20 protein-coding genes are annotated in these 18,002 nt (G+C 42.1%); 9 read left to right on the top strand and 11 right to left on the bottom strand.

Translation table 11 applies throughout. From position 1 onward, the window contains the following. The first annotated feature begins 145 nt into the window (after positions 1-145). The 4 genes from gyrA to radC all read left to right on the top strand — a co-directional run bounded on the left by gyrA (position 146) and on the right by radC (position 4,545). Positions 146-2,602 (top strand): DNA gyrase subunit A, encoded by a 2,457-nt coding sequence (gene gyrA / locus HMPREF2917_RS04045; protein ID WP_070589064.1) that lies wholly within the window; start codon positions 146-148, stop codon positions 2,600-2,602. Between the two features lie 13 nt (positions 2,603-2,615). After that, positions 2,616-3,359: a class A sortase gene (locus HMPREF2917_RS04040; RefSeq protein WP_014713268.1), complete on the top strand. Its 744-nt coding sequence runs from the start codon at positions 2,616-2,618 to the stop codon at positions 3,357-3,359. A 169-nt stretch (positions 3,360-3,528) separates the two neighbouring features. After that, positions 3,529-3,807: a porphobilinogen deaminase gene (locus tag HMPREF2917_RS04035; protein ID WP_070589062.1), complete on the top strand. Its 279-nt coding sequence runs from the start codon at positions 3,529-3,531 to the stop codon at positions 3,805-3,807. 54 nt (positions 3,808-3,861) lie between these two features. Continuing rightward, a complete protein-coding gene (gene radC, locus HMPREF2917_RS04030) occupies positions 3,862-4,545 on the top strand; it encodes a RadC family protein (protein ID WP_070589058.1) in 684 nt (227 codons plus the stop codon). A 202-nt stretch (positions 4,546-4,747) separates the two neighbouring features. On the opposite strand, the gene HMPREF2917_RS04025 is transcribed toward radC, so the two are convergent. From HMPREF2917_RS04025 to HMPREF2917_RS04000, 6 genes are all read right to left on the bottom strand, one after another. Beyond that, positions 4,748-5,395, bottom strand: coding sequence for a redox-sensing transcriptional repressor Rex (locus tag HMPREF2917_RS04025; RefSeq protein ID WP_049515428.1), 648 nt, complete (start codon positions 5,393-5,395; stop codon positions 4,748-4,750). Positions 5,396-5,524: 129 nt separating this feature from the next. Next, on the bottom strand, positions 5,525-5,740 hold the full coding sequence (locus tag HMPREF2917_RS04020) for a DUF4649 family protein (RefSeq protein ID WP_049490891.1): 216 nt from the start codon (positions 5,738-5,740) through the stop codon (positions 5,525-5,527). Between the two features lies 1 nt (position 5,741). Next, the gene (locus HMPREF2917_RS04015; RefSeq protein WP_003015156.1) at positions 5,742-6,089 is read right to left on the bottom strand and encodes a DUF1831 domain-containing protein; all 348 of its coding nucleotides are present in this window, start codon (positions 6,087-6,089) and stop codon (positions 5,742-5,744) included. 9 nt (positions 6,090-6,098) lie between these two features. Further along, positions 6,099-7,211 carry a cysteine desulfurase family protein gene (locus tag HMPREF2917_RS04010; RefSeq protein WP_070589056.1) on the bottom strand — a complete coding sequence of 371 codons (1,113 nt, stop codon included), beginning with the start codon at positions 7,209-7,211 and terminating at the stop codon, positions 6,099-6,101. A gap of 9 nt (positions 7,212-7,220) precedes the next feature. Continuing rightward, on the bottom strand, positions 7,221-8,177 hold the full coding sequence (locus HMPREF2917_RS04005; protein WP_003007186.1) for a ribose-phosphate diphosphokinase: 957 nt from the start codon (positions 8,175-8,177) through the stop codon (positions 7,221-7,223). 72 nt (positions 8,178-8,249) lie between these two features. After that, positions 8,250-8,807, bottom strand: a complete 558-nt coding sequence (locus HMPREF2917_RS04000; protein WP_049472499.1) for a CYTH domain-containing protein — start codon at positions 8,805-8,807, stop codon at positions 8,250-8,252. A 95-nt stretch (positions 8,808-8,902) separates the two neighbouring features. Between HMPREF2917_RS04000 and HMPREF2917_RS03995 the strand changes: the two genes are divergently transcribed. The 5 genes from HMPREF2917_RS03995 to mutY all read left to right on the top strand — a co-directional run bounded on the left by HMPREF2917_RS03995 (position 8,903) and on the right by mutY (position 13,663). Then, positions 8,903-9,574: a GTP diphosphokinase gene (locus tag HMPREF2917_RS03995; RefSeq protein ID WP_003003504.1), complete on the top strand. Its 672-nt coding sequence runs from the start codon at positions 8,903-8,905 to the stop codon at positions 9,572-9,574. Next, the gene (locus tag HMPREF2917_RS03990; RefSeq protein ID WP_305366783.1) at positions 9,558-10,376 is read left to right on the top strand and encodes an NAD kinase; all 819 of its coding nucleotides are present in this window, start codon (positions 9,558-9,560) and stop codon (positions 10,374-10,376) included. The genes HMPREF2917_RS03995 and HMPREF2917_RS03990 overlap by 17 nt, the downstream gene beginning before the upstream one ends. Continuing rightward, positions 10,373-11,266, top strand: a complete 894-nt coding sequence (locus HMPREF2917_RS03985) for an RluA family pseudouridine synthase (RefSeq protein WP_003007192.1) — start codon at positions 10,373-10,375, stop codon at positions 11,264-11,266. Before HMPREF2917_RS03990 ends, HMPREF2917_RS03985 begins: the two co-directional genes overlap by 4 nt. Positions 11,267-11,287: 21 nt before the next feature. Further along, positions 11,288-12,262: a phosphate acetyltransferase gene (gene pta, locus HMPREF2917_RS03980; protein ID WP_021153149.1), complete on the top strand. Its 975-nt coding sequence runs from the start codon at positions 11,288-11,290 to the stop codon at positions 12,260-12,262. Positions 12,263-12,508: 246 nt separating this feature from the next. Then, complete coding sequence (gene mutY, locus HMPREF2917_RS03975) at positions 12,509-13,663, top strand: A/G-specific adenine glycosylase (RefSeq protein WP_070589051.1); 1,155 nt, start codon at positions 12,509-12,511, stop codon at positions 13,661-13,663. Between the two features lie 28 nt (positions 13,664-13,691). On the opposite strand, the gene HMPREF2917_RS03970 is transcribed toward mutY, so the two are convergent. From HMPREF2917_RS03970 to HMPREF2917_RS03950, 5 genes are all read right to left on the bottom strand, one after another. After that, on the bottom strand, positions 13,692-14,039 hold the full coding sequence (locus HMPREF2917_RS03970; RefSeq protein ID WP_070589050.1) for a DUF6568 family protein: 348 nt from the start codon (positions 14,037-14,039) through the stop codon (positions 13,692-13,694). A 257-nt stretch (positions 14,040-14,296) separates the two neighbouring features. Further along, positions 14,297-16,012, bottom strand: a complete 1,716-nt coding sequence (locus HMPREF2917_RS03965; protein WP_070589048.1) for a phospho-sugar mutase — start codon at positions 16,010-16,012, stop codon at positions 14,297-14,299. 149 nt (positions 16,013-16,161) lie between these two features. After that, positions 16,162-16,722 (bottom strand): ECF transporter S component, encoded by a 561-nt coding sequence (locus HMPREF2917_RS03960; protein ID WP_070589047.1) that lies wholly within the window; start codon positions 16,720-16,722, stop codon positions 16,162-16,164. Further along, entirely contained in the window at positions 16,719-17,258 is a 540-nt protein-coding gene (gene coaC / locus HMPREF2917_RS03955; protein ID WP_070589045.1) for a phosphopantothenoylcysteine decarboxylase, read from the bottom strand. Before coaC ends, HMPREF2917_RS03960 begins: the two co-directional genes overlap by 4 nt. Before the next feature lie 10 nt (positions 17,259-17,268). Then, entirely contained in the window at positions 17,269-17,946 is a 678-nt protein-coding gene (locus HMPREF2917_RS03950; protein ID WP_049488762.1) for a phosphopantothenate--cysteine ligase, read from the bottom strand. Positions 17,947-18,002 lie beyond the last annotated feature (56 nt).

Raw genomic sequence — 18,002 nt, 5'->3', positions numbered from 1 at the left:
TTCTACCACTTTTGAAAGTCTTTGTCATCTGAAACAGTATGAATCCTTGATGTAAACGTTTTTACGTTTGTGTTCCTAAGAAGAAAAATAGGTTAAAATGTGTTATAATAGTATGGTGAATTAAGTAAAGAGAGGCATTTTTTGAATGCAGGATAATAATCTAATTGATGTGAATTTAACATCAGAAATGAAGACGAGTTTTATCGATTATGCCATGAGTGTTATCGTAGCTCGTGCCCTACCTGATGTTCGGGATGGTTTAAAACCCGTTCACCGTCGTATTTTGTATGGTATGAATGAATTGGGTGTTACGCCAGATAAACCACATAAGAAGTCAGCCCGTATCACAGGGGATGTTATGGGTAAATACCACCCACACGGGGATTCCTCTATTTATGAAGCCATGGTTCGGATGGCGCAATGGTGGAGCTATCGCTATATGCTAGTGGACGGCCATGGGAACTTTGGTTCTATGGACGGTGATGGTGCCGCTGCACAACGGTATACAGAAGCCCGTATGAGTAAGATTGCTCTTGAAATGTTGCGGGATATCAATAAAAATACAGTTGATTTCGTTGATAACTATGATGCCAGTGAGCGCGAACCTTTGGTCTTACCTGCACGTTTCCCTAACCTTCTCGTCAATGGTGCTACTGGGATTGCTGTTGGGATGGCTACAAATATTCCTCCTCACAATCTGGGAGAAACCATTGACGCAGTGAAGCTGATGATGGATAATCCTGAGGTGACGACCCGTGAACTTATGGAAGTTCTTCCTGGTCCAGATTTCCCGACAGGTGCTTTGGTCATGGGGAAATCAGGTATTCACAAAGCCTATGAAACAGGGAAAGGCTCGATCGTTCTTCGTTCTCGTACAGAGATTGAAGTGACCAAGAGTGGCCGTGAACGGATTGTTGTCACTGAGTTCCCTTATATGGTCAATAAAACCAAGGTTCACGAGCACATCGTTCGCTTGGTGCAAGAAAAACGGATCGAAGGGATTACAGCTGTACGTGATGAATCAAACCGTGAAGGGGTTCGTTTTGTCATTGAGGTCCGCCGAGATGCTTCGGCTAACGTTATTTTGAACAACCTCTTTAAGATGACGCAAATGCAAACCAATTTTGGATTCAATATGTTGGCGATCCAAAGTGGTGTTCCAAAGATTCTTTCTCTTCGCCAAATTTTAGGGGCTTATATTGAGCACCAGAAAGAAGTGGTGACTCGCCGGACCATCTTTGATAAAGAAAAAGCGGAAGCACGTGCCCATATTTTAGAAGGTTTGCTCATTGCTTTGGATCACATCGATGAAGTGATCCGGATCATCCGCAATAGCCAGACAGATGCTGAAGCACAGGCTGAATTGATGGCGAAGTTCAAGCTTTCTGAACGTCAAAGTCAAGCCATTTTGGACATGCGTCTTCGTCGTTTGACCGGTTTGGAACGAGACAAGATCCAAAGTGAATACGATGATTTGGTTGCCTTGATTGCTGATTTAGCTGATATTTTAGCGAAACCAGAGCGTGTAGCTACTATTATCAAGGAAGAATTGGAAGAAGTCAAGCGCAAGTTTGGAGATGCTCGTCGGACTGAGTTGATGGTTGGTGAAGTCCTTTCTCTTGAAGATGAGGACTTGATTGAAGAAACAGATGTCTTGATCACCCTTTCTAACAAAGGCTACATCAAACGTTTGGACCAAGCAGAATTTACTGTGCAAAAACGTGGTGGACGTGGGGTTCAAGGAACTGGTGTGAAAGATGATGATTTTGTCCGTGAACTGGTATCTACGAGCACTCATGATCATTTGCTCTTCTTTACCAATAAGGGGCGTGTTTACCGTCTAAAAGGCTATGAGATTCCAGAATATGGTCGGACAGCCAAAGGATTGCCAATCGTCAATCTCTTAAAATTAGACGAAGGTGAATCGATTCAGACCATCATCAATGTGGAGCAAGACCGCAGTGACGAAGCTTATCTCTTCTTTACGACGCGACAAGGATTGGTCAAGAGGACCAATGTAGCTGAATTTTCAAATATTCGACAGAACGGTCTCAAAGCTCTGAATCTGCGTGATGAGGATGAATTGATCAATGTTTTCCTTACAGATGGTAATGCTGATGTTATTATCGGTACCAAGTACGGTTATTCTGTCCGCTTTAATGAGGCTGTAGTCCGCAATATGGGACGTTCTGCCACTGGTGTACGTGGTGTGAATCTCCGTGAAGGAGACAAGGTTGTTGGAGCTAGTGTCGTTACCGATCAAGATGAAGTATTGATTATTACTGAAAAAGGCTATGGTAAGCGCACAATGGCTAGCGAGTACCCAACTAAGGGCCGTGGCGGTAAAGGGATTAAAACTGCCAATATTACAGAGAAAAATGGTCCATTGGCTGGTCTTTTAACCATTAAAGGTGATGAAGATCTGATGATCATTACCGATACCGGTGTCATGATCCGCACAAGTGTTGGGAATATCTCTCAAACGGGTCGTTCAACTCAGGGTGTGAAAGTCATGAGACTGGATCAGGATGCGAAAATTGTGACCTTTACAACAGTCCAACCCGATGAAAAAGATGAAGAAGTAGTGGAAGAAAACGAATAGATAAGGGGACAGCATGTCACGCAAAAGAAAAAAGAAAAAGAGTTTACGCAATACTCTTATCAACATCGTTGCAACACTTTTGATTATTCTCTCGCTTCTCTTGATTTTCAATGCTCCGATCCGAAACATGATTATGGTTTGGCATACCAACCAATATCAGGTTAGCAAGGTCGATAAAAAAACCATTGATAAGAATAAAGAAGTGAAGACGAGCTTTGATTTCCAACATGTCCAGTCACTTTCGACGGAAGCCGTCATCAATGCCCAATGGCAAGCTCAAAAACTACCAGTAATTGGGGGAATTTCGATTCCTGAATTAAACATGAACCTTCCGATCTTTAAGGGGCTTGAAAATGTAGCCCTCTACTACGGAGCAGGGACCATGAAGGAAAACCAAGTCATGGGACAAGGCAATTATTCTCTTGCTAGTCACCACGTATTTGGCCTAACTGGAGCTAATGCCATGTTATTCTCACCATTAGAGAAAGCCAAGGCGGGTATGAAGATCTACATCACGGACAAAGAAAAAATCTATACTTATGTCATCTCGTCTGTTGAGACAGTGACTCCAGACCGTGTAGATGTCATTCAAGATCGTGAAGGCGTTAATGAGATCACCTTGGTGACCTGTGAGGATGCTGCAGCGACTTACCGTACGATTGTAAAAGGAAATTTGGAAACCTCTGTTGACTATGACAAGGCTCCAAAAGACATCCTGGATTCATTCAGCAAGTCTTATAATCAAATGCAACTATAAGAAAATAAAGCCCGAGACAGAAATGTCTGGGCTTTTTCTATGTAGGAAGCTAGGAGAAATTCTTGTAAAATTGTAAGAGATTGGTAATATAATGTAAGGAACTTGTCATAATATTAAGGGAAAATCAGTATATAATAGAGGAGAAAGAGTATGATAAGGAGGTAGAATAGTGACAAAAGAGCGAATTTATCATCTCTTACATCATTTCTACAATCTCTTAGTAAATGATTTTCCACGAAATGGTTTAATTACGAAAGGAATCTACGAAGTAGAGCAGGTCTACCAAGCTTTAGAGGCCATTCCTCAGAGCCAGGAGTACTTGATTCGCTGTGAAATTCAACAGTTTTTAAAAGAGCTTGAACAAGTTCAAACAGGTTACCAGATCCGCTTTAATAAAGATGAAGTCTTAGTTTTAGATGATTTGAAGGAAGAAATCACCTGTAAATAATGCAAGGTCGTCGTTTTCTCTATTTATTACGAATTAATAAGTGAGGAGGAAATTATGTACGACATATCATTTATTGAACCATCTTTGCTTCCTAGAGAACGTTTGGTTTCTGAAGGGGTAGATAAGCTGAGTCATCAAGAATTGCTATCCATTCTCTTACGGACAGGCAATAAGAAAAAAAGCGTTTATGAGATTGCACAAGTTCTTTTGAGTTCGGTTAATAGTTTAAAGGAGTTAAGTCAATTAACCCTAGAGGAGCTACAGGAAATCTCAGGTATTGGCCGGGTGAAGGCCATCGAACTTCAGGCTGTGATTGAGTTTGGACGAAGGATTCATAAAGATGAATTGATGAGTTCTGAACAGATCATGAGCAGTCAGAAATTGGCCCATAAAATTCAACAGGAAATCGGCCATAAGAAACAGGAGCACCTGGTTGCCCTCTATTTAAATACGCAGAATGAAATTATTCATCAGCAGACCATTTTTATTGGAACCGTGAATCGAAGTATTGCGGAGCCACGTGAAATCCTGCATTATGCACTAAAGCACATGGCAACCTCTATCATCTTGGCGCACAATCATCCATCTGGTGCCGTATTTCCCAGTAAAAACGATGATGAAGTAACGCATCGAGTTTTAGAGGCCTGTGAAGTGATGGGCTTAACCCTATTGGATCACTTGATTGTATCTGAAGAAAACTATTATAGTTACCGTGAAGAAACCGATTATTTGGCATAAAAAAGAGAGTGGGACAGAAATCGGTCATTCGTTAGAATTCGATTTCGTCGTTCCACCTCCGCACAGTTGAGTAGGCCTGTATAAGCTGATGAAATCAGCGTATTAGAGCCCACTCAACAACTGCGTCTTGCTCGACAATCCAAAAACAATAGAGAGGCTAGGACTTTTGTCCCAGCCTCTTTTCTTGTTAATGTATAAGTCTTTATTCTTCGTTTTTTCGCATGAAATAAAGGAGTGTTTGCAATTCACTGGTGAGATCGACATATTGGACGACGACATCTTTAGGGACTGTCAGATGCACTGGTGAGAAACTGAGAATTCCCTTGACACCAGCGTCTACCAAAAGGCTAGCCACTTCTTGAGCTTTGACGCTTGGAACAGTTAGGATGGCTGTTTGAATGCCTTCTTGTTTGAGCTTTTCTTTGATGGTGGAAATACCGTAAATGGGAATTCCGTCCTTACTTTTGGTATTGATCAGCTCATGATCGTCTAGATCAAACGCCATGACAATTTTCATCTTATTGCGTTCATGGAAGCGATAGTTGAGAAGCGCACTTCCCATATTTCCGATCCCCACAATAGCGACATTGGTAATAGCATTGTCATTTAACAGATCGGCAAAGAAGTTCATCAGTTTATTTACGTCATAACCAAATCCCCGTCTTCCTAATTCACCAAAATAAGAAAAATCTCGGCGAACAGTAGCAGAGTCAATCCCAATTGCATCAGCAATTTGCTTGGAATTTGCGCGCTCTATTTTTTCAGAGTTAAAGCGTTTAAAAATTCGGTAGTAGAGCGATAAGCGTTTTGCTGTTGCGCGTGGAATTGGAGTATTTTTATCATGTTTCACAATATCACAACCTTTCCCTCTTATTGTATAGGAAGATTGTGAAAAAATCAACTATCTAGAGCGGTTTTTAAAAAATATTTTTGTCTAAAGAAAAAGCTGATGGCGATGGAGAGTTCCATCAGCATCAGCTTAGTTTTCAGCTTGTTCTACCTTTTTCAAAAAAGCATAAAGTCCATCGACTCGCCCTGTATAGGGGAGCTTTTCCCCCTTGTATTCAATGGATACGATTGAGTAAGAGTCAGGCAAGGTTACACAGCCTGAAAAAGCTAGGATGCAGGCTGCAAGGTCGGGATAAGTAGTCGTTCGTTCTACTTGGTAAGCGTCGATATAAGTTAAGGTTACCATATTAGACCTCTGTTTTGTTGAAAATTTCTCTTTCGACAAGACTATCCATTAGGAAATAGAATTTTTGTTGGATGATATCATTCTCTGGATTTTTAAAGATATTAACCAGGCGAAGTCCAGACTTGTCAGTAATATTGATCTTAAAACCTGTCAAATCTTTATTGAAAATGATTTTAAGTAAGAAGCCTTCGCCGCTATTTGGAACGGCTTCGAGCAAACGATTTAACTCGTAATTTCCAACTTTTGTAACAGCAAATGTATTATCACGTAAGGTATATTTTTTTACATTTGGGTGTAGACTATAGGTATATTTGCAGTCTTTCAATGAAACACTTGTTTCAAAAGCCATATTGTTCTCCTATGATAAAATTTCTTTAAGTTTTGAGAGGAAGTCTTGAACCTCCTCTACGGTATTGAGTTCTGAAAAACTAATTCGAAGGGATTCTTTTAGACGTGAGCTATCTTTTCCATAGAGCGCCTCAAGGACATGGCTGGGTTGAACTGTACCAGCGGTACAAGCAGAACCTGTAGAGACAGAAATTCCAGCAAGATCGAGTCGCATCAGTAAAACGTCATTTTGGACACCCGGAAAGCCAAGGTTCCAAACAAATGGAAGATGATCCTCATTCGCATTTACGTAGTAGTCGTAGGCTGCTAAACCATTGACTAGCTCTTGGCCGAGTTTTTGAACCTGGTGGAAATTTTCTTCTTGATGAAGTGTAGCTTGCTGAAGCGCGGTTGCCATCCCGACAATAGAAATAAGATTTTCCGTGCTGGCTCTCATCTTATTTTCCTGATCCCCACCATGTAAGAGATTATCAAAATCTGGGGTGGCCGCATAAAGGAAGCCGACGCCCTTTGGTCCGTGGAATTTGTGGGCAGAAGCACTGAGAAAATCAATTCCCAACTCTTCGGGATAGACAGGGACCTTTCCAATTGCTTGTACAGCATCAACATGAAAGGCAGCTGGATGATCTTTTAAGAGTTCTCCGATTTCTTTAATCGGTAGAAGATCGCCTGTCTCGTTATTGGCAAACATGGTAGAGACAAGAATGGTATCCGGTCTAAGTGCCGCCTTGATATCACGAGCCTGAATGCGTCCATCTCTTGGTTGGACGATCGTCACTTCAAATCCGAAACGTTCTACAAGATATTCGATGGGTTCTAGAACCGCATGGTGTTCCAAAGCGGTCGTAATGATGTGTTTGCCATCTGCTTGATGTTTCAAGCAGTAGCCTTTTATAACGGTATTATTACTTTCTGATCCACCTGAAGTGAAGAAAATACGATTTGGAAGAGTATGGAGAGACTGAGCAATCTGCTCGCGAGATTCTCGGAGGAGTTTACTAGCCATCCGTCCATGAGCATGAAGGCTCGATGGATTTCCAAAAGTGGTCTTCATAGTTGCAGACATTTTATCAATGACTTCAGGTAGAAGGGGAGTTGTTGCGGCATTATCAAAATATATCACATTAAGACCTTATTTCTTGTGGTAGGCAAATAGAGGACTAACAGGTTTTCTTTCTTGAATGCGAACAATAGCTTCAGCGATCAGTTCGCTAGCTGTCAGATAGTTAATATTTTTTGGTGTTGGTCCATTTGGAGCAACAGAATCGGTTACCAAGATTTCTTTGATCGGAGCTTGGTCTAATAATTCAACAGCGCCTTTTACAAATAAACCATGGCTTGAAACAGCATAAATTTCAGTAGCACCTTCGCGTTCGACGATTTTCGCAGCTTCTGAGAATGTCTTACCGGTATTGAGGATATCGTCAATCAAGATTGCTTTCTTATCTTTGACATCCCCGATAATATAGCCATAATCACGGTTTGCATCATCTTGTTCGTAATCAATGATGGCAATCGGTGCATCAAGATATTCCGCTAAACTACGAGCCCGTTTGACACCTGAGTTTTTAGGACTGACGACTACAACATCAGGACCAGTTAGACCTTTATTAATGTAGTGTTCTGCAAAGAGTGGAATGGTAAAGAGGTTATCCACGGCAATATCGAAGAAACCTTGGACCTGAACAGCGTGGAGATCCAGTGTGACGACGCGATCCACCCCAGCTTTGACCAACATGTTTGCGACAAGCTTAGCAGTAATTGGTTCGCGAGGAGCAGCAGTCCGGTCTTGGCGAGCATAACCGAAGTAAGGCATGACCACATTGACAGTATTTGCGCTGGCCCGTTGGCAAGCATCCACCATAATTAAGAGTTCCATCAAGTGATTGTTGACAGGGAAACTGGTTGATTGAATGATATAAATATCATATCCACGAACACTTTCCTCAATATTGACTTGGATTTCACCATCTGAGAATTGACGGGATGAAATTTTCCCAAGTGGAACCCCAGCATGATCCGCGATTTTTTGCGCAATCTCTGGATTTGAATTGAGAGAGAAGAGCTTCATATTTTTTTTATCTGACATGTGATTCCAACCTCATTTAGATTTTTGATCTTAGCACTATTTTAGCAAAAATTTGCGATAATTTCAGCTATTTTACAATCTTTCAGCCAATCTGGCGATTTTATTTTTTGCTGCTTTGTAGACGATTCCATGCTCTTTGATGAACTGATGGAAATTTTCTTCCTGCTCAGCGGTTTCGACCTCGATTTCTAATTCATAATCTTCAGTGTCTAGATAGAGACTGTGGTCTAGTGCCACCAATCCTGCAGCTGTTTCTTTTTCGAATCGTTCTGTTGTAAGGCTTCCCCAGACAGCGAGTTGCTCAACAGAGATTTCTTTAGAGATTAAGAGGTTTTTGATTTCTCCGTCAGGAAACTGTTGGTGTTGAAGGATCGCCTCGGTTTCTTCTGGGCTGAGGTTTTGATTGTACTCAAAATGGCCAACTGCTTCAGGGACTTTGAGAGTCAACTCAGCTTGATCTGTGAAAGTACGCACCCGCAAGGCCATTTTTTCCTTACGGATGAGCTGGTCGGGGGTATCGATATAGTGATTGGTTTGGACAACCAATTCTGTATCAGCAAAAAGTGGAAGGAGGGATTGGTATTCCTCCTTGTCTAGCAAGGTTTTGTATTCAATTTCTAAATGGTTCATTTTGTAGTCCTTTGCTTTTTTTCGAAAGCGATTCATGATATAATAAGAGATGTGTTTATTGTATACAAAAATGGTTCAGATTACAAGGTGGTAGGATGGCAATTGATTGGGAAAACTTCTTAGATCCATATATCCAAGCAGTTGGGGAATTAAAAATCAAACTGCGTGGGATTCGTAAGCAATATCGTAAGCAGCAAAAGCATTCTCCAATTGAGTTTGTCACAGGTCGGGTCAAGCCGATTGAGAGCATCCGTGAAAAGATGATCCGAAGAAATATTTCTGAAGAAAATCTGGCTCAGGATATGCAAGATATTGCTGGCCTTCGCATCATGGTCCAGTTTGTGGACGATGTGGATGAGATCCTAGAGGTTCTGAGACAACGGCAGGATATGCGCGTGGTTCAAGAGCGAGACTACATCCGCCACAAAAAATCAAGTGGCTACCGGAGTTACCACGTCGTGGTCGAGTATCCGGTCGATACCATTGATGGAAATGAAACGATCTTAGCAGAGATTCAAATTCGGACCTTGTCCATGAATTTTTGGGCAACCATTGAACACTCGCTCAATTATAAATATAAAGGAGACTTTCCAGACGAGATCAAAAAACGCTTAGAGACGACAGCAAACCTGGCCTATCTCTTGGATGAAGAGATGGGGGCAATTCGGGATGCGATTCAGGAGGCTCAAGCCCTGTTTGATCCACTTCATCGTAAGTTAAATGATGGCGTTGGAAATAGTGATGACACAGATGAAGACTACAGGTAAAAAAGTATCCATTATTCGCAATCGCAAGCGTCAAAGCGAAGAGGTTTTTCAGCAATTGCGCTACAAACTTCGGAAAAATAATTTTATTTTGACGGAGAAGCATCCGGATATTGTGATTTCAATTGGTGGCGATGGGATGTTGCTATCGGCCTTTCACAAGTATGAACACCAGTTGGATCGAGTGCGATTTGTTGGCGTCCATACCGGACACTTAGGATTCTATACGGATTACTTAGACAGTGAAATCGATAAGCTAATTGAGAATTTAAAATATGATACAGGCGCTAAGGTTTCTTACCCTATTTTGAATGTCAAGATTACTTTCGAAAATGGGGAAACCCGTACCATGAGAGCGTTGAACGAAGCAACGATTAAGAGAAGCGACCGGACCATGGTTGCCGATCTCACGATTAATGGAGTGGATTTTGAGCGCTTCAGAGGAGACGGGATTACCGTTTCGACTCCGACAGGAAGTACGGCTTACAACAAATCCTTAGGAGGAGCAGTCCTTCACCCGACTATTGAGGCGCTACAGATTGCTGAGATCGCCAGTCTCAACAACCGCGTTTATCGTACCTTGGGTTCTTCTGTCATTGTCCCTAAAAAGGATAAGATTGAGATTACACCGACGAGACCTGGCTTTCACATTATCTCTGTTGATAATTCAACCTATTCTTACCGCAATATTGCAAAAGTAGAATATCAGATTGACAACCATAAGATTAATTTTGTGGCAAGCTCCAGTCACACCAGTTTCTGGAATCGGGTCAAGGATGCCTTTATCGGAGATGATAGAGAATGAGATTTGAATTCATTGTCGATGAGCATGTCAAGGTCAAGACCTTCCTGAAAAAGCATGAGGTTTCTAAGGGTCTCTTAGCAAAGATTAAGTTTCGTGGTGGCCAGATCCTTGTCAATGGACGTCCGGAGAATGCGATTTATTTGTTGGATATTGGGGATCGCTTGGTCATTGATATTCCGGCAGAAGAAGGGTTTGAAACCCTAAAACCCATGGATCGGCCTTTGGATATTTTGTTTGAAGATGATCATTTTTTGGTCTTAAACAAACCCTTTGGGATTGCTTCTATTCCAAGTGCGATTCATTCCAATACCTTAGCAAATTTTGTAAAAGGCTACTATGTGAAGCAGGGCTACGAGAACCAGCAGGTTCACATTGTCACTCGCTTGGATAAGGATACTAGTGGCGTCATGCTCTTTGCCAAACATGGTTATGCTCATGCTCGATTAGATAAGCAATTGCAGTCTAAAACGATTCAAAAACGCTATTATGCCTTGGTCAAGGGATCTGGGAAGCTTGACCCTGTCGGAGAGATTATTGCTCCGATTGCGCGTGATGAAGATTCAATTATCACCCGCAAGGTAGCTAAAGGTGGCAAGTATGCTCATACTAGCTACCAGGTTGTTCAATCTTTTGGTGATATTCACCTAGTGGATATTCAGTTACACACAGGTCGAACCCACCAGATCCGCGTTCATTTTTCCCATATTGGTTTTCCGCTCTTGGGAGATGATCTCTATGGCGGCAGTTTAGAAGACGGCATTGAGCGCCAAGCCCTTCATTGTCATCGTCTATCCTATTATCATCCATTTCTAGAGGAAGAGTTGGTCATAGAAAGTCCACTACCTCCAGATTTCCAAGCTGTATTAACACAGCTTCAAACAAGTTATTAATTATTAAAAGGAGTAAAACTCATGGAAGTTTTTGAAAATCTCAAAGCCAACCTCGTTGGTAAGAATGCGCGTATTGTATTACCAGAAGGTGAAGAGCCTCGTATCCTCCAAGCGACAAAACGCATTGTGAACGAGACAGAAGTAACCCCTGTCTTGCTTGGTAATCCGGATAAAATTCGGATTTATCTTGAAATCGAAGGGGTTTTGGATGGATATGAAGTCATCGATCCTCATTCTTATCCAGGTTTTGAAGAAATGGTAGCTTCCTTAGTAGAACGTCGTAAGGGCAAAATGACAGAAGAAGAAGCGCGTCAAGTCTTGAAAGACGACGTTAACTATTTTGGTGTCATGTTGGTACACATGGGAATTGTTGATGGGATGGTTTCTGGTGCGATTCACTCAACAGCCGCAACTGTTCGTCCAGCTCTTCAAATTATCAAAACTCGTCCAAATGTAAAACGTACTTCAGGGGCTTTCCTTATGGTTCGTGGATCTGAACGCTACTTGTTTGGGGACTGTGCCATCAACATCAATCCAGATGCTGAAGGATTAGCCGAAATTGCCATCAACTCAGCTATCACAGCCAAGATGTTTGGTATTGATCCAAAAATTGCTATGTTGAGCTATTCAACAAAAGGATCTGGTTTCGGTGAAAGTGTTGATAAGGTTGTCGAAGCGACTAAGCTTGCCCATGAACTTCGTCCAGACCTTGAAATTGACGGGGAATTGCAATTTGACGCAGCCTTTGTCCCTGCAACTGCAGCCTTGAAGGCTCCTGGAAGCAAGGTAGCAGGTCAAGCCAATGTCTTTATCTTCCCTGGTATTGAAGCAGGTAACATTGGGTACAAGATGGCTGAACGTCTCGGAGGCTTTGCAGCGGTAGGTCCAGTATTGCAAGGGTTGAATAAACCAGTCAACGACCTTTCTCGTGGATGTAATGCAGATGACGTTTACAAATTGACCTTGATTACAGCTGCTCAAGCTGTGGAGCAATAAGAAATACATTTAGAGAGTGGGACAGAAATCGGTCATTCGTTAGAATTCGATTTCGTCGTCCCACCTACGCACAGTTGAGTAGGCCTGTATAAGCTGATGAAATCAGCGTATTAGAGCCCACTCAACAACTGCGTCTTGCTCGACAATCCAAAAATAATTGATAGGCTAGGACTTTTGTCCCAGCCTCTTTTTCTTTATAAAATCAGAATTTCTAAACTCTAACTCATTCTATGGTATACTAGGAATATGTTAGATTTAAAAGATTACGGGATTACCATGTGGGAGGAGGAGAAAATTGCTTCCTTCCGAAAAAAGTTATTAGTCTGGTATGATGCCCATAAACGGGATCTTCCCTGGAGAAGGACCCAGGATCCTTATAAAATTTGGATCTCAGAAATTATGCTCCAGCAGACACGTGTCGATACGGTGATTCCTTATTATGAGCGTTTTTTAGACTGGTTTCCGACGGTCGCTGATTTGGCTCAAGCTCCTGAAGAAAAACTCTTAAAAGCTTGGGAAGGCTTGGGGTATTACTCACGTGTCCGCAATATGCAGAAAGCTGCCCAGCAGATAATGGAAAATCACGGAGGAGTGTTTCCATCAAGCTATGAGGAAATATCTAAACTCAAGGGAATTGGGCCTTATACAGCTGGTGCTATCGCTAGTATTGCCTTTGGATTACCAGAGCCAGCAGTAGATGGCAATGTCATGCGTGTTCTAGCCCGCTTGTTTGAGGTGGACTACGATATCGGAGTTCCAACTAATCGCAAGATTTTTCAAGCCATGATGGAAATCTTGATCGATCCGGCCCGTCCGGGTGATTTCAATCAGGCTTTGATGGATTTGGGGTCCGATATTGAATCGCCAGTCAATCCACGGCCGGAAGAGAGTCCTGTTAAGGAATTTAGCGCGGCCTACCAACATGGGACCATGGATCGTTATCCCATTAAGGCTCCTAAAAAGAAACCGGTACCTGTCTATCTAACAGCCTTTATTATCAAGGATAGTCAAGGACGCTACTTGCTGGAGAAAAATGAGCGAGAAGGACTCTTGTCAGGCTTCTGGCATTTCCCCTTGATCGAAGTGGACAGCCTATCTGAGAACCTAGGTCAATTATCTCTATTGGATGGGAAGGGGGATGCAGAGAGTAACCCAGAAATTCTTTCTTTTGAACAGGACTATGACTTGGCCATTGAATGGCAGGACAGATCGTATCCTATCGTCCAGCATATCTTTTCGCATCGCAAGTGGCAGGTTCAACTTCGTTACGGCCTAGTAAAAGAAGGAGAGCAACCAGCAAGTGAATCGACTGTTTGGTTAACACCAGAAGAATTTTCGGACTATCCTTTTGCTAAACCCCAGCAAAAGATTTGGACGACTTTTTCGGAAAACGAAAAATAGCTAGAGAATCATCTCTAGCTATTTTTTCTTATAAATGAGCAAAGGCTTTGATTTCTTCTTCAGACATGGAAGAGTCGCAACGAACAGTGACTTCGCCGGATTCAACATGTAAAAATCCAGGGACAGTTGGAATACCGTAAGTTGAGCGGAAGGCTTGCAATGCGTCTAGCTGACTTGGTTCTTCACTATTAATAAAATAGATATGAGCTTTTGTTTCAGTTACGACAGTTGCTAATTTAGCAGCGAACTTCCGGCAGTAAGGGCAAGTCTTGCGTCCAATAAAGAATGTCGCTGTTTCTTTTTTGTCGATCGCTTCTTGCGCACGCGCGGCAGTTGTGACTTCAAGATCTTTAATATCTTCTAAAAATTGTTCCATGAGATTACCTCGCTTTCTTCTAAATCTAGTATGCCATATTTTCTAAAAAATCGCTGGTATTTGCTACGAAAAAAAGAGAGAGTGGGACAGAAATCGGTCATTCGTTAGAATTCGATTTCGTCGTTCCACCTCCGCACAGTTGAGTAGGCCTGTAAAAGCTGATAAAATCAGCGTAGTAGAGCCCACTCAACCACTGCGTCTTGCTCGACAATCCAAAAACAATTGAGAGGCTAGGACTTTTGTCCCAGCCTCGTGTTTTAGCCTACAAAAGCATTGATTTCTGCTTCGATATTTGCAATTTTTTCTTTGGCATCTGCTTCAGATTCACCAACTGTAGCAATGTAGAATTTGATTTTTGGTTCGGTACCTGAAGGACGAACAGCAAACCATGAATCGTCAGCCAAGATGTATTTCAATACGTTACTTGGAGGAGTTGTTAATTTTTCAACGCCGTCAGCAGTAGTAGCAGTTTGTTCCAAGAAGTCTTCTGTCTTAGCAATGTCTGTGTTATTGAATTGTTTAGGAGCATTGCCACGGAATTTATCCATGATTTTCTTAATTTCAGCAGCTCCATCCACACCTGAAAGGGTAACAGAGATAGTCTTTTCTGCGAAGTAACCATATTGTTTATAGATTTCTTCGATACCATCTGCCAAAGTCATACCACGTGAGCGGTAGTAAGCTGCGATTTCAGCAACGATAAGAACAGCTTGGATAGCGTCTTTGTCACGTACGAATGGTTTGATGAGGTAACCGAAGCTTTCTTCGAAACCAAGCATGTAAGTGTGGTTGTGTTGTGTTTCAAATTCATGAATTTTTTCACCGATAAATTTGAAACCAGTCAAAACGTTAAACATGGTCGCGCCGTAGCTTTCTGCAATCTTAGTTACCAACTCAGTTGATACGATTGATTTACAGAGGGCAGCATTTTCAGGAAGCGTACCAGCTGTTTTGTGAGCTTCAAGAATATATTTAGCAATGATCGCTCCGATTTGGTTACCAGAAAGGTTGAGGTAAGAACCGTCTGGTTGGCGGATTTCAACACCAAGACGGTCAGCATCTGGGTCCGTTGCAACCAAGACGTCAGCATCCACTTCGCGGCCAAGTTCTTCAGCAAGAGCAAAAGCAGCTTGGTTTTCAGGGTTTGGAGATTTAACAGTTGAGAAGTCAGCATCTGGAACAGCTTGAGCTTCAACAACTTGAACTGCTTCAAATCCAGCTTGCGCAAGAGCACGACGAGCCAACATTTCACCAGTACCATGAAGTGGAGTGTAGACAATCTTCATGTCGCGACCGTATTCATTGATCAAGTCTTGGTTGATGTTAACGCCTTTTACTTCTTTCAAATATTCAGCATCGACGTTTTCACCGATAACTTCAATCAAGCCGTTAGCTTTGCTTTCTTCAAGATCAGCCAATTGAACAGTGAATGGATTTTCGATCGCACGGATGTAATCTGTCAATGCATCCGCATCTGCAGGTGGCATTTGTCCACCGTCTTCACCGTATACCTTGTATCCATTAAATGGAGCAGGGTTGTGGCTAGCTGTTACCATGATCCCAGCAAATGTGTGGAGGTGACGAACAGCAAATGACAATTCAGGTGTTGGACGAAGGCTTTCAAATACATAAGATTTGATACCATGGGCAGCCAAAACTTGAGCAGATTCAAAAGCGAACTCAGGAGAGAAGTGACGGCTGTCATAAGCAATGGCAACTCCACGTTTTTTAGCTTCTTCCCCTTTTGAGTCGATCAATTGGGCCAATCCTTCAGTTGCTTGGCGAACAACATAGATATTAATACGGTTAGTACCAGCACCGATTAATCCACGCATACCAGCTGTACCGAATTCAAGGTTAGTGTAGAAAGCATCTTCTTTTGTTTTTTCATCCATTGCGACCAACTCATCACGAAGGTAAGCTGGTAATTCAGCAAAGTCGAGCCATTTTTGGTAGTTTTCTTGATAGGTCATGCAAGCGTCTCCTTTTTGTGTTATATTTAATCGCTTTCATTATAGCAGATTTTTTCAGAAAATTCTAGCTATAATTGTAAATCTTTTCAAAAAAATAGAGGAATTCAACCATCAAAAAAACCAAGACAGATCTGTCTTGGCTTGGAAGATTATTTTAATTTTTCAAGAGATGGAACGACTGCACTAGTAATGAGGACTGTCGCAATGACTTCGATGAGTGAGTTAGTAGACACAATCAAGCCAAGGAAATTTTGAATTCCCCCTCCAAAACTGTTACCAAAGAAGAAGTAAATTCCGCTTAAAACGAAAACAGTATTGGTCATGGAGCCGACAATTCCAGCAATAACAAGTCCTGTACGATTGCGAATCCAACGATAGACGAAGTAAGGGGTTACCCCGATGAGAATCCGAGGGACTATGGCAATGAGAAGCGAATAGAGGTTCCCGTGAGGGACAAAGGGACTAAAGAGATAGCTGGCTGGTGTTAAAACCAAGGTATTCATGGTGAGGCTAAAGAGTCCCATGAGCAGTCCCAAAATAGCACCTGTTCGAGGACCGTATATGATAGATGCGATCACGACAGGAATATGAACCAAGGTTGGTTGAATGCCTGATGGAACGAATTGCAGAATGAAGGATGTCACAAAGTGAATGGTGATCATCACCGCAAAAAAGATGGCAATTCGTGAAATAGAAGATGATTTTCTCATAAACAATTCTCCTTAACAGTTTCTACAATAGTTTCTACAGTTGCTAAAGCTCCAGCACCTTTGTCCCCACAAGCAAGAGTAGCTTCACGAGGTTGGATAATCTGGTAACCATAGTCTTGTAAGAGTTTTAGATTTCGTTGAGTTGCTGGGTGTTCCAGCATTTTCGTATTCATAGCGGGGGCTAGTAATTTTTTAGTTCCTTGAGGCAAGGCTAGAGCTGTGCTTGTGACCATATTATCTGCAAGCCCCATGGCCAATTTAGCAATGGTGTTGGCACTGGCCGGCGCTACAAGAAAGAGGTCAGTTTCTTTCCCAATGTCGATGTGCTCGATCCGCTGTGGATCGTCTTCCACCATAACCTCTAGGCCTACTGGATTTTTTGAAAGAACTTGCAAGGTTAAAGGGGTGATAAATTTTTGGGCTGAAGGAGTCATGAGGACCTTCACTTCAAATCCCAATTTGGTTAGTTGGCTGGTAATATCAGCAGCCTTATAGGCGGAAATACTACCGGTAACCGCTAAAGTAATGTGTGTCATATGTACCTTTTTATTTGATATAACGTAGGATAGCCTCTGCGATTTCTGTTTTCGTAGAAGCTTCTAGAACGTGATCATCTGTTACTAGATAGGCTTGATGCTGACCGTTCTGAATCTTGGTCAGATCATTGGCAACGATCATGCTGGCATGATTTTTAACCAGGCTTTCACGCGCTACCTGGATCAACTCTTCAGAAGAAACGTCGACTAAAAGCTTAAAGCCGATCAGTTGAATGGCAGGGTTCCATTCTTTAACGAGCGAGATAATCTTCGGATTTTTCTTTAAGAAGAGCACCTGATATTCTTCTTTCGAAGAGATTTTGGTTTCGTGATTTTCGCGATGGATAAAGGTATGAAGATCCTGAGCATTCTTAACCTCATCAAGGCCTGTCATGTAAACAGGCGTATAGTCTGAGACTGCCATAGCATGGATTAATACCTGGTGACGAGGAACTTCCTTTTTCATTTGAGAGAGAAGTTCCTCAACATTGTCGATCAATAGAAGTCGAAGCTGTGGGTGAGGGTCGGGTTTAAGAGCGGTAGGCGTTGTGATCAAGGTCACCTGATGTCCCTTAGCAAGAGCCGTTTCTGCAAGGATTTTCCCTAGGCTCCCGGTGGAATGATTGGTGATCGAACGAACACTATCAATGGCTTCGCTCGTCCCGCCTGATGTAATTAAAATATGCATATGCTTATTTTACACAAAAAAGATACGTAAGTAAAGTTCTGAAGCTATTAGGATTA

Source organism: Streptococcus sp. HMSC061E03 (assembly GCF_001813505.1).
Taxonomy (GTDB): domain Bacteria; phylum Bacillota; class Bacilli; order Lactobacillales; family Streptococcaceae; genus Streptococcus.
This window is presented reverse-complemented; position numbering and strand designations above follow the sequence as displayed.

Excerpts from the sequence above, each read along its gene's own strand:
- gyrA (WP_070589064.1), top strand. The coding sequence starts at position 146 with ATGCAGGATAATAATCTAATTGATGTGAATTTAACATCAGAAATGAAG.
- HMPREF2917_RS04040 (WP_014713268.1), top strand. The coding sequence starts at position 2,616 with ATGTCACGCAAAAGAAAAAAGAAAAAGAGTTTACGCAATACTCTTATC.
- radC (WP_070589058.1), top strand. The coding sequence starts at position 3,862 with ATGTACGACATATCATTTATTGAACCATCTTTGCTTCCTAGAGAACGT.
- HMPREF2917_RS04020 (WP_049490891.1), bottom strand. The coding sequence starts at position 5,740 with ATGGTAACCTTAACTTATATCGACGCTTACCAAGTAGAACGAACGACT.
- HMPREF2917_RS04015 (WP_003015156.1), bottom strand. The coding sequence starts at position 6,089 with ATGGCTTTTGAAACAAGTGTTTCATTGAAAGACTGCAAATATACCTAT.
- HMPREF2917_RS04005 (WP_003007186.1), bottom strand. The coding sequence starts at position 8,177 with ATGTCAGATAAAAAAAATATGAAGCTCTTCTCTCTCAATTCAAATCCA.
- HMPREF2917_RS04000 (WP_049472499.1), bottom strand. The coding sequence starts at position 8,807 with ATGAACCATTTAGAAATTGAATACAAAACCTTGCTAGACAAGGAGGAA.
- HMPREF2917_RS03995 (WP_003003504.1), top strand. The coding sequence starts at position 8,903 with ATGGCAATTGATTGGGAAAACTTCTTAGATCCATATATCCAAGCAGTT.
- HMPREF2917_RS03990 (WP_305366783.1), top strand. The coding sequence starts at position 9,558 with ATGAAGACTACAGGTAAAAAAGTATCCATTATTCGCAATCGCAAGCGT.
- HMPREF2917_RS03985 (WP_003007192.1), top strand. The coding sequence starts at position 10,373 with ATGAGATTTGAATTCATTGTCGATGAGCATGTCAAGGTCAAGACCTTC.
- pta (WP_021153149.1), top strand. The coding sequence starts at position 11,288 with ATGGAAGTTTTTGAAAATCTCAAAGCCAACCTCGTTGGTAAGAATGCG.
- mutY (WP_070589051.1), top strand. The coding sequence starts at position 12,509 with ATGTTAGATTTAAAAGATTACGGGATTACCATGTGGGAGGAGGAGAAA.
- HMPREF2917_RS03970 (WP_070589050.1), bottom strand. The coding sequence starts at position 14,039 with ATGGAACAATTTTTAGAAGATATTAAAGATCTTGAAGTCACAACTGCC.
- HMPREF2917_RS03965 (WP_070589048.1), bottom strand. The coding sequence starts at position 16,012 with ATGACCTATCAAGAAAACTACCAAAAATGGCTCGACTTTGCTGAATTA.
- HMPREF2917_RS03960 (WP_070589047.1), bottom strand. The coding sequence starts at position 16,722 with ATGAGAAAATCATCTTCTATTTCACGAATTGCCATCTTTTTTGCGGTG.
- coaC (WP_070589045.1), bottom strand. The coding sequence starts at position 17,258 with ATGACACACATTACTTTAGCGGTTACCGGTAGTATTTCCGCCTATAAG.
- HMPREF2917_RS03950 (WP_049488762.1), bottom strand. The coding sequence starts at position 17,946 with ATGCATATTTTAATTACATCAGGCGGGACGAGCGAAGCCATTGATAGT.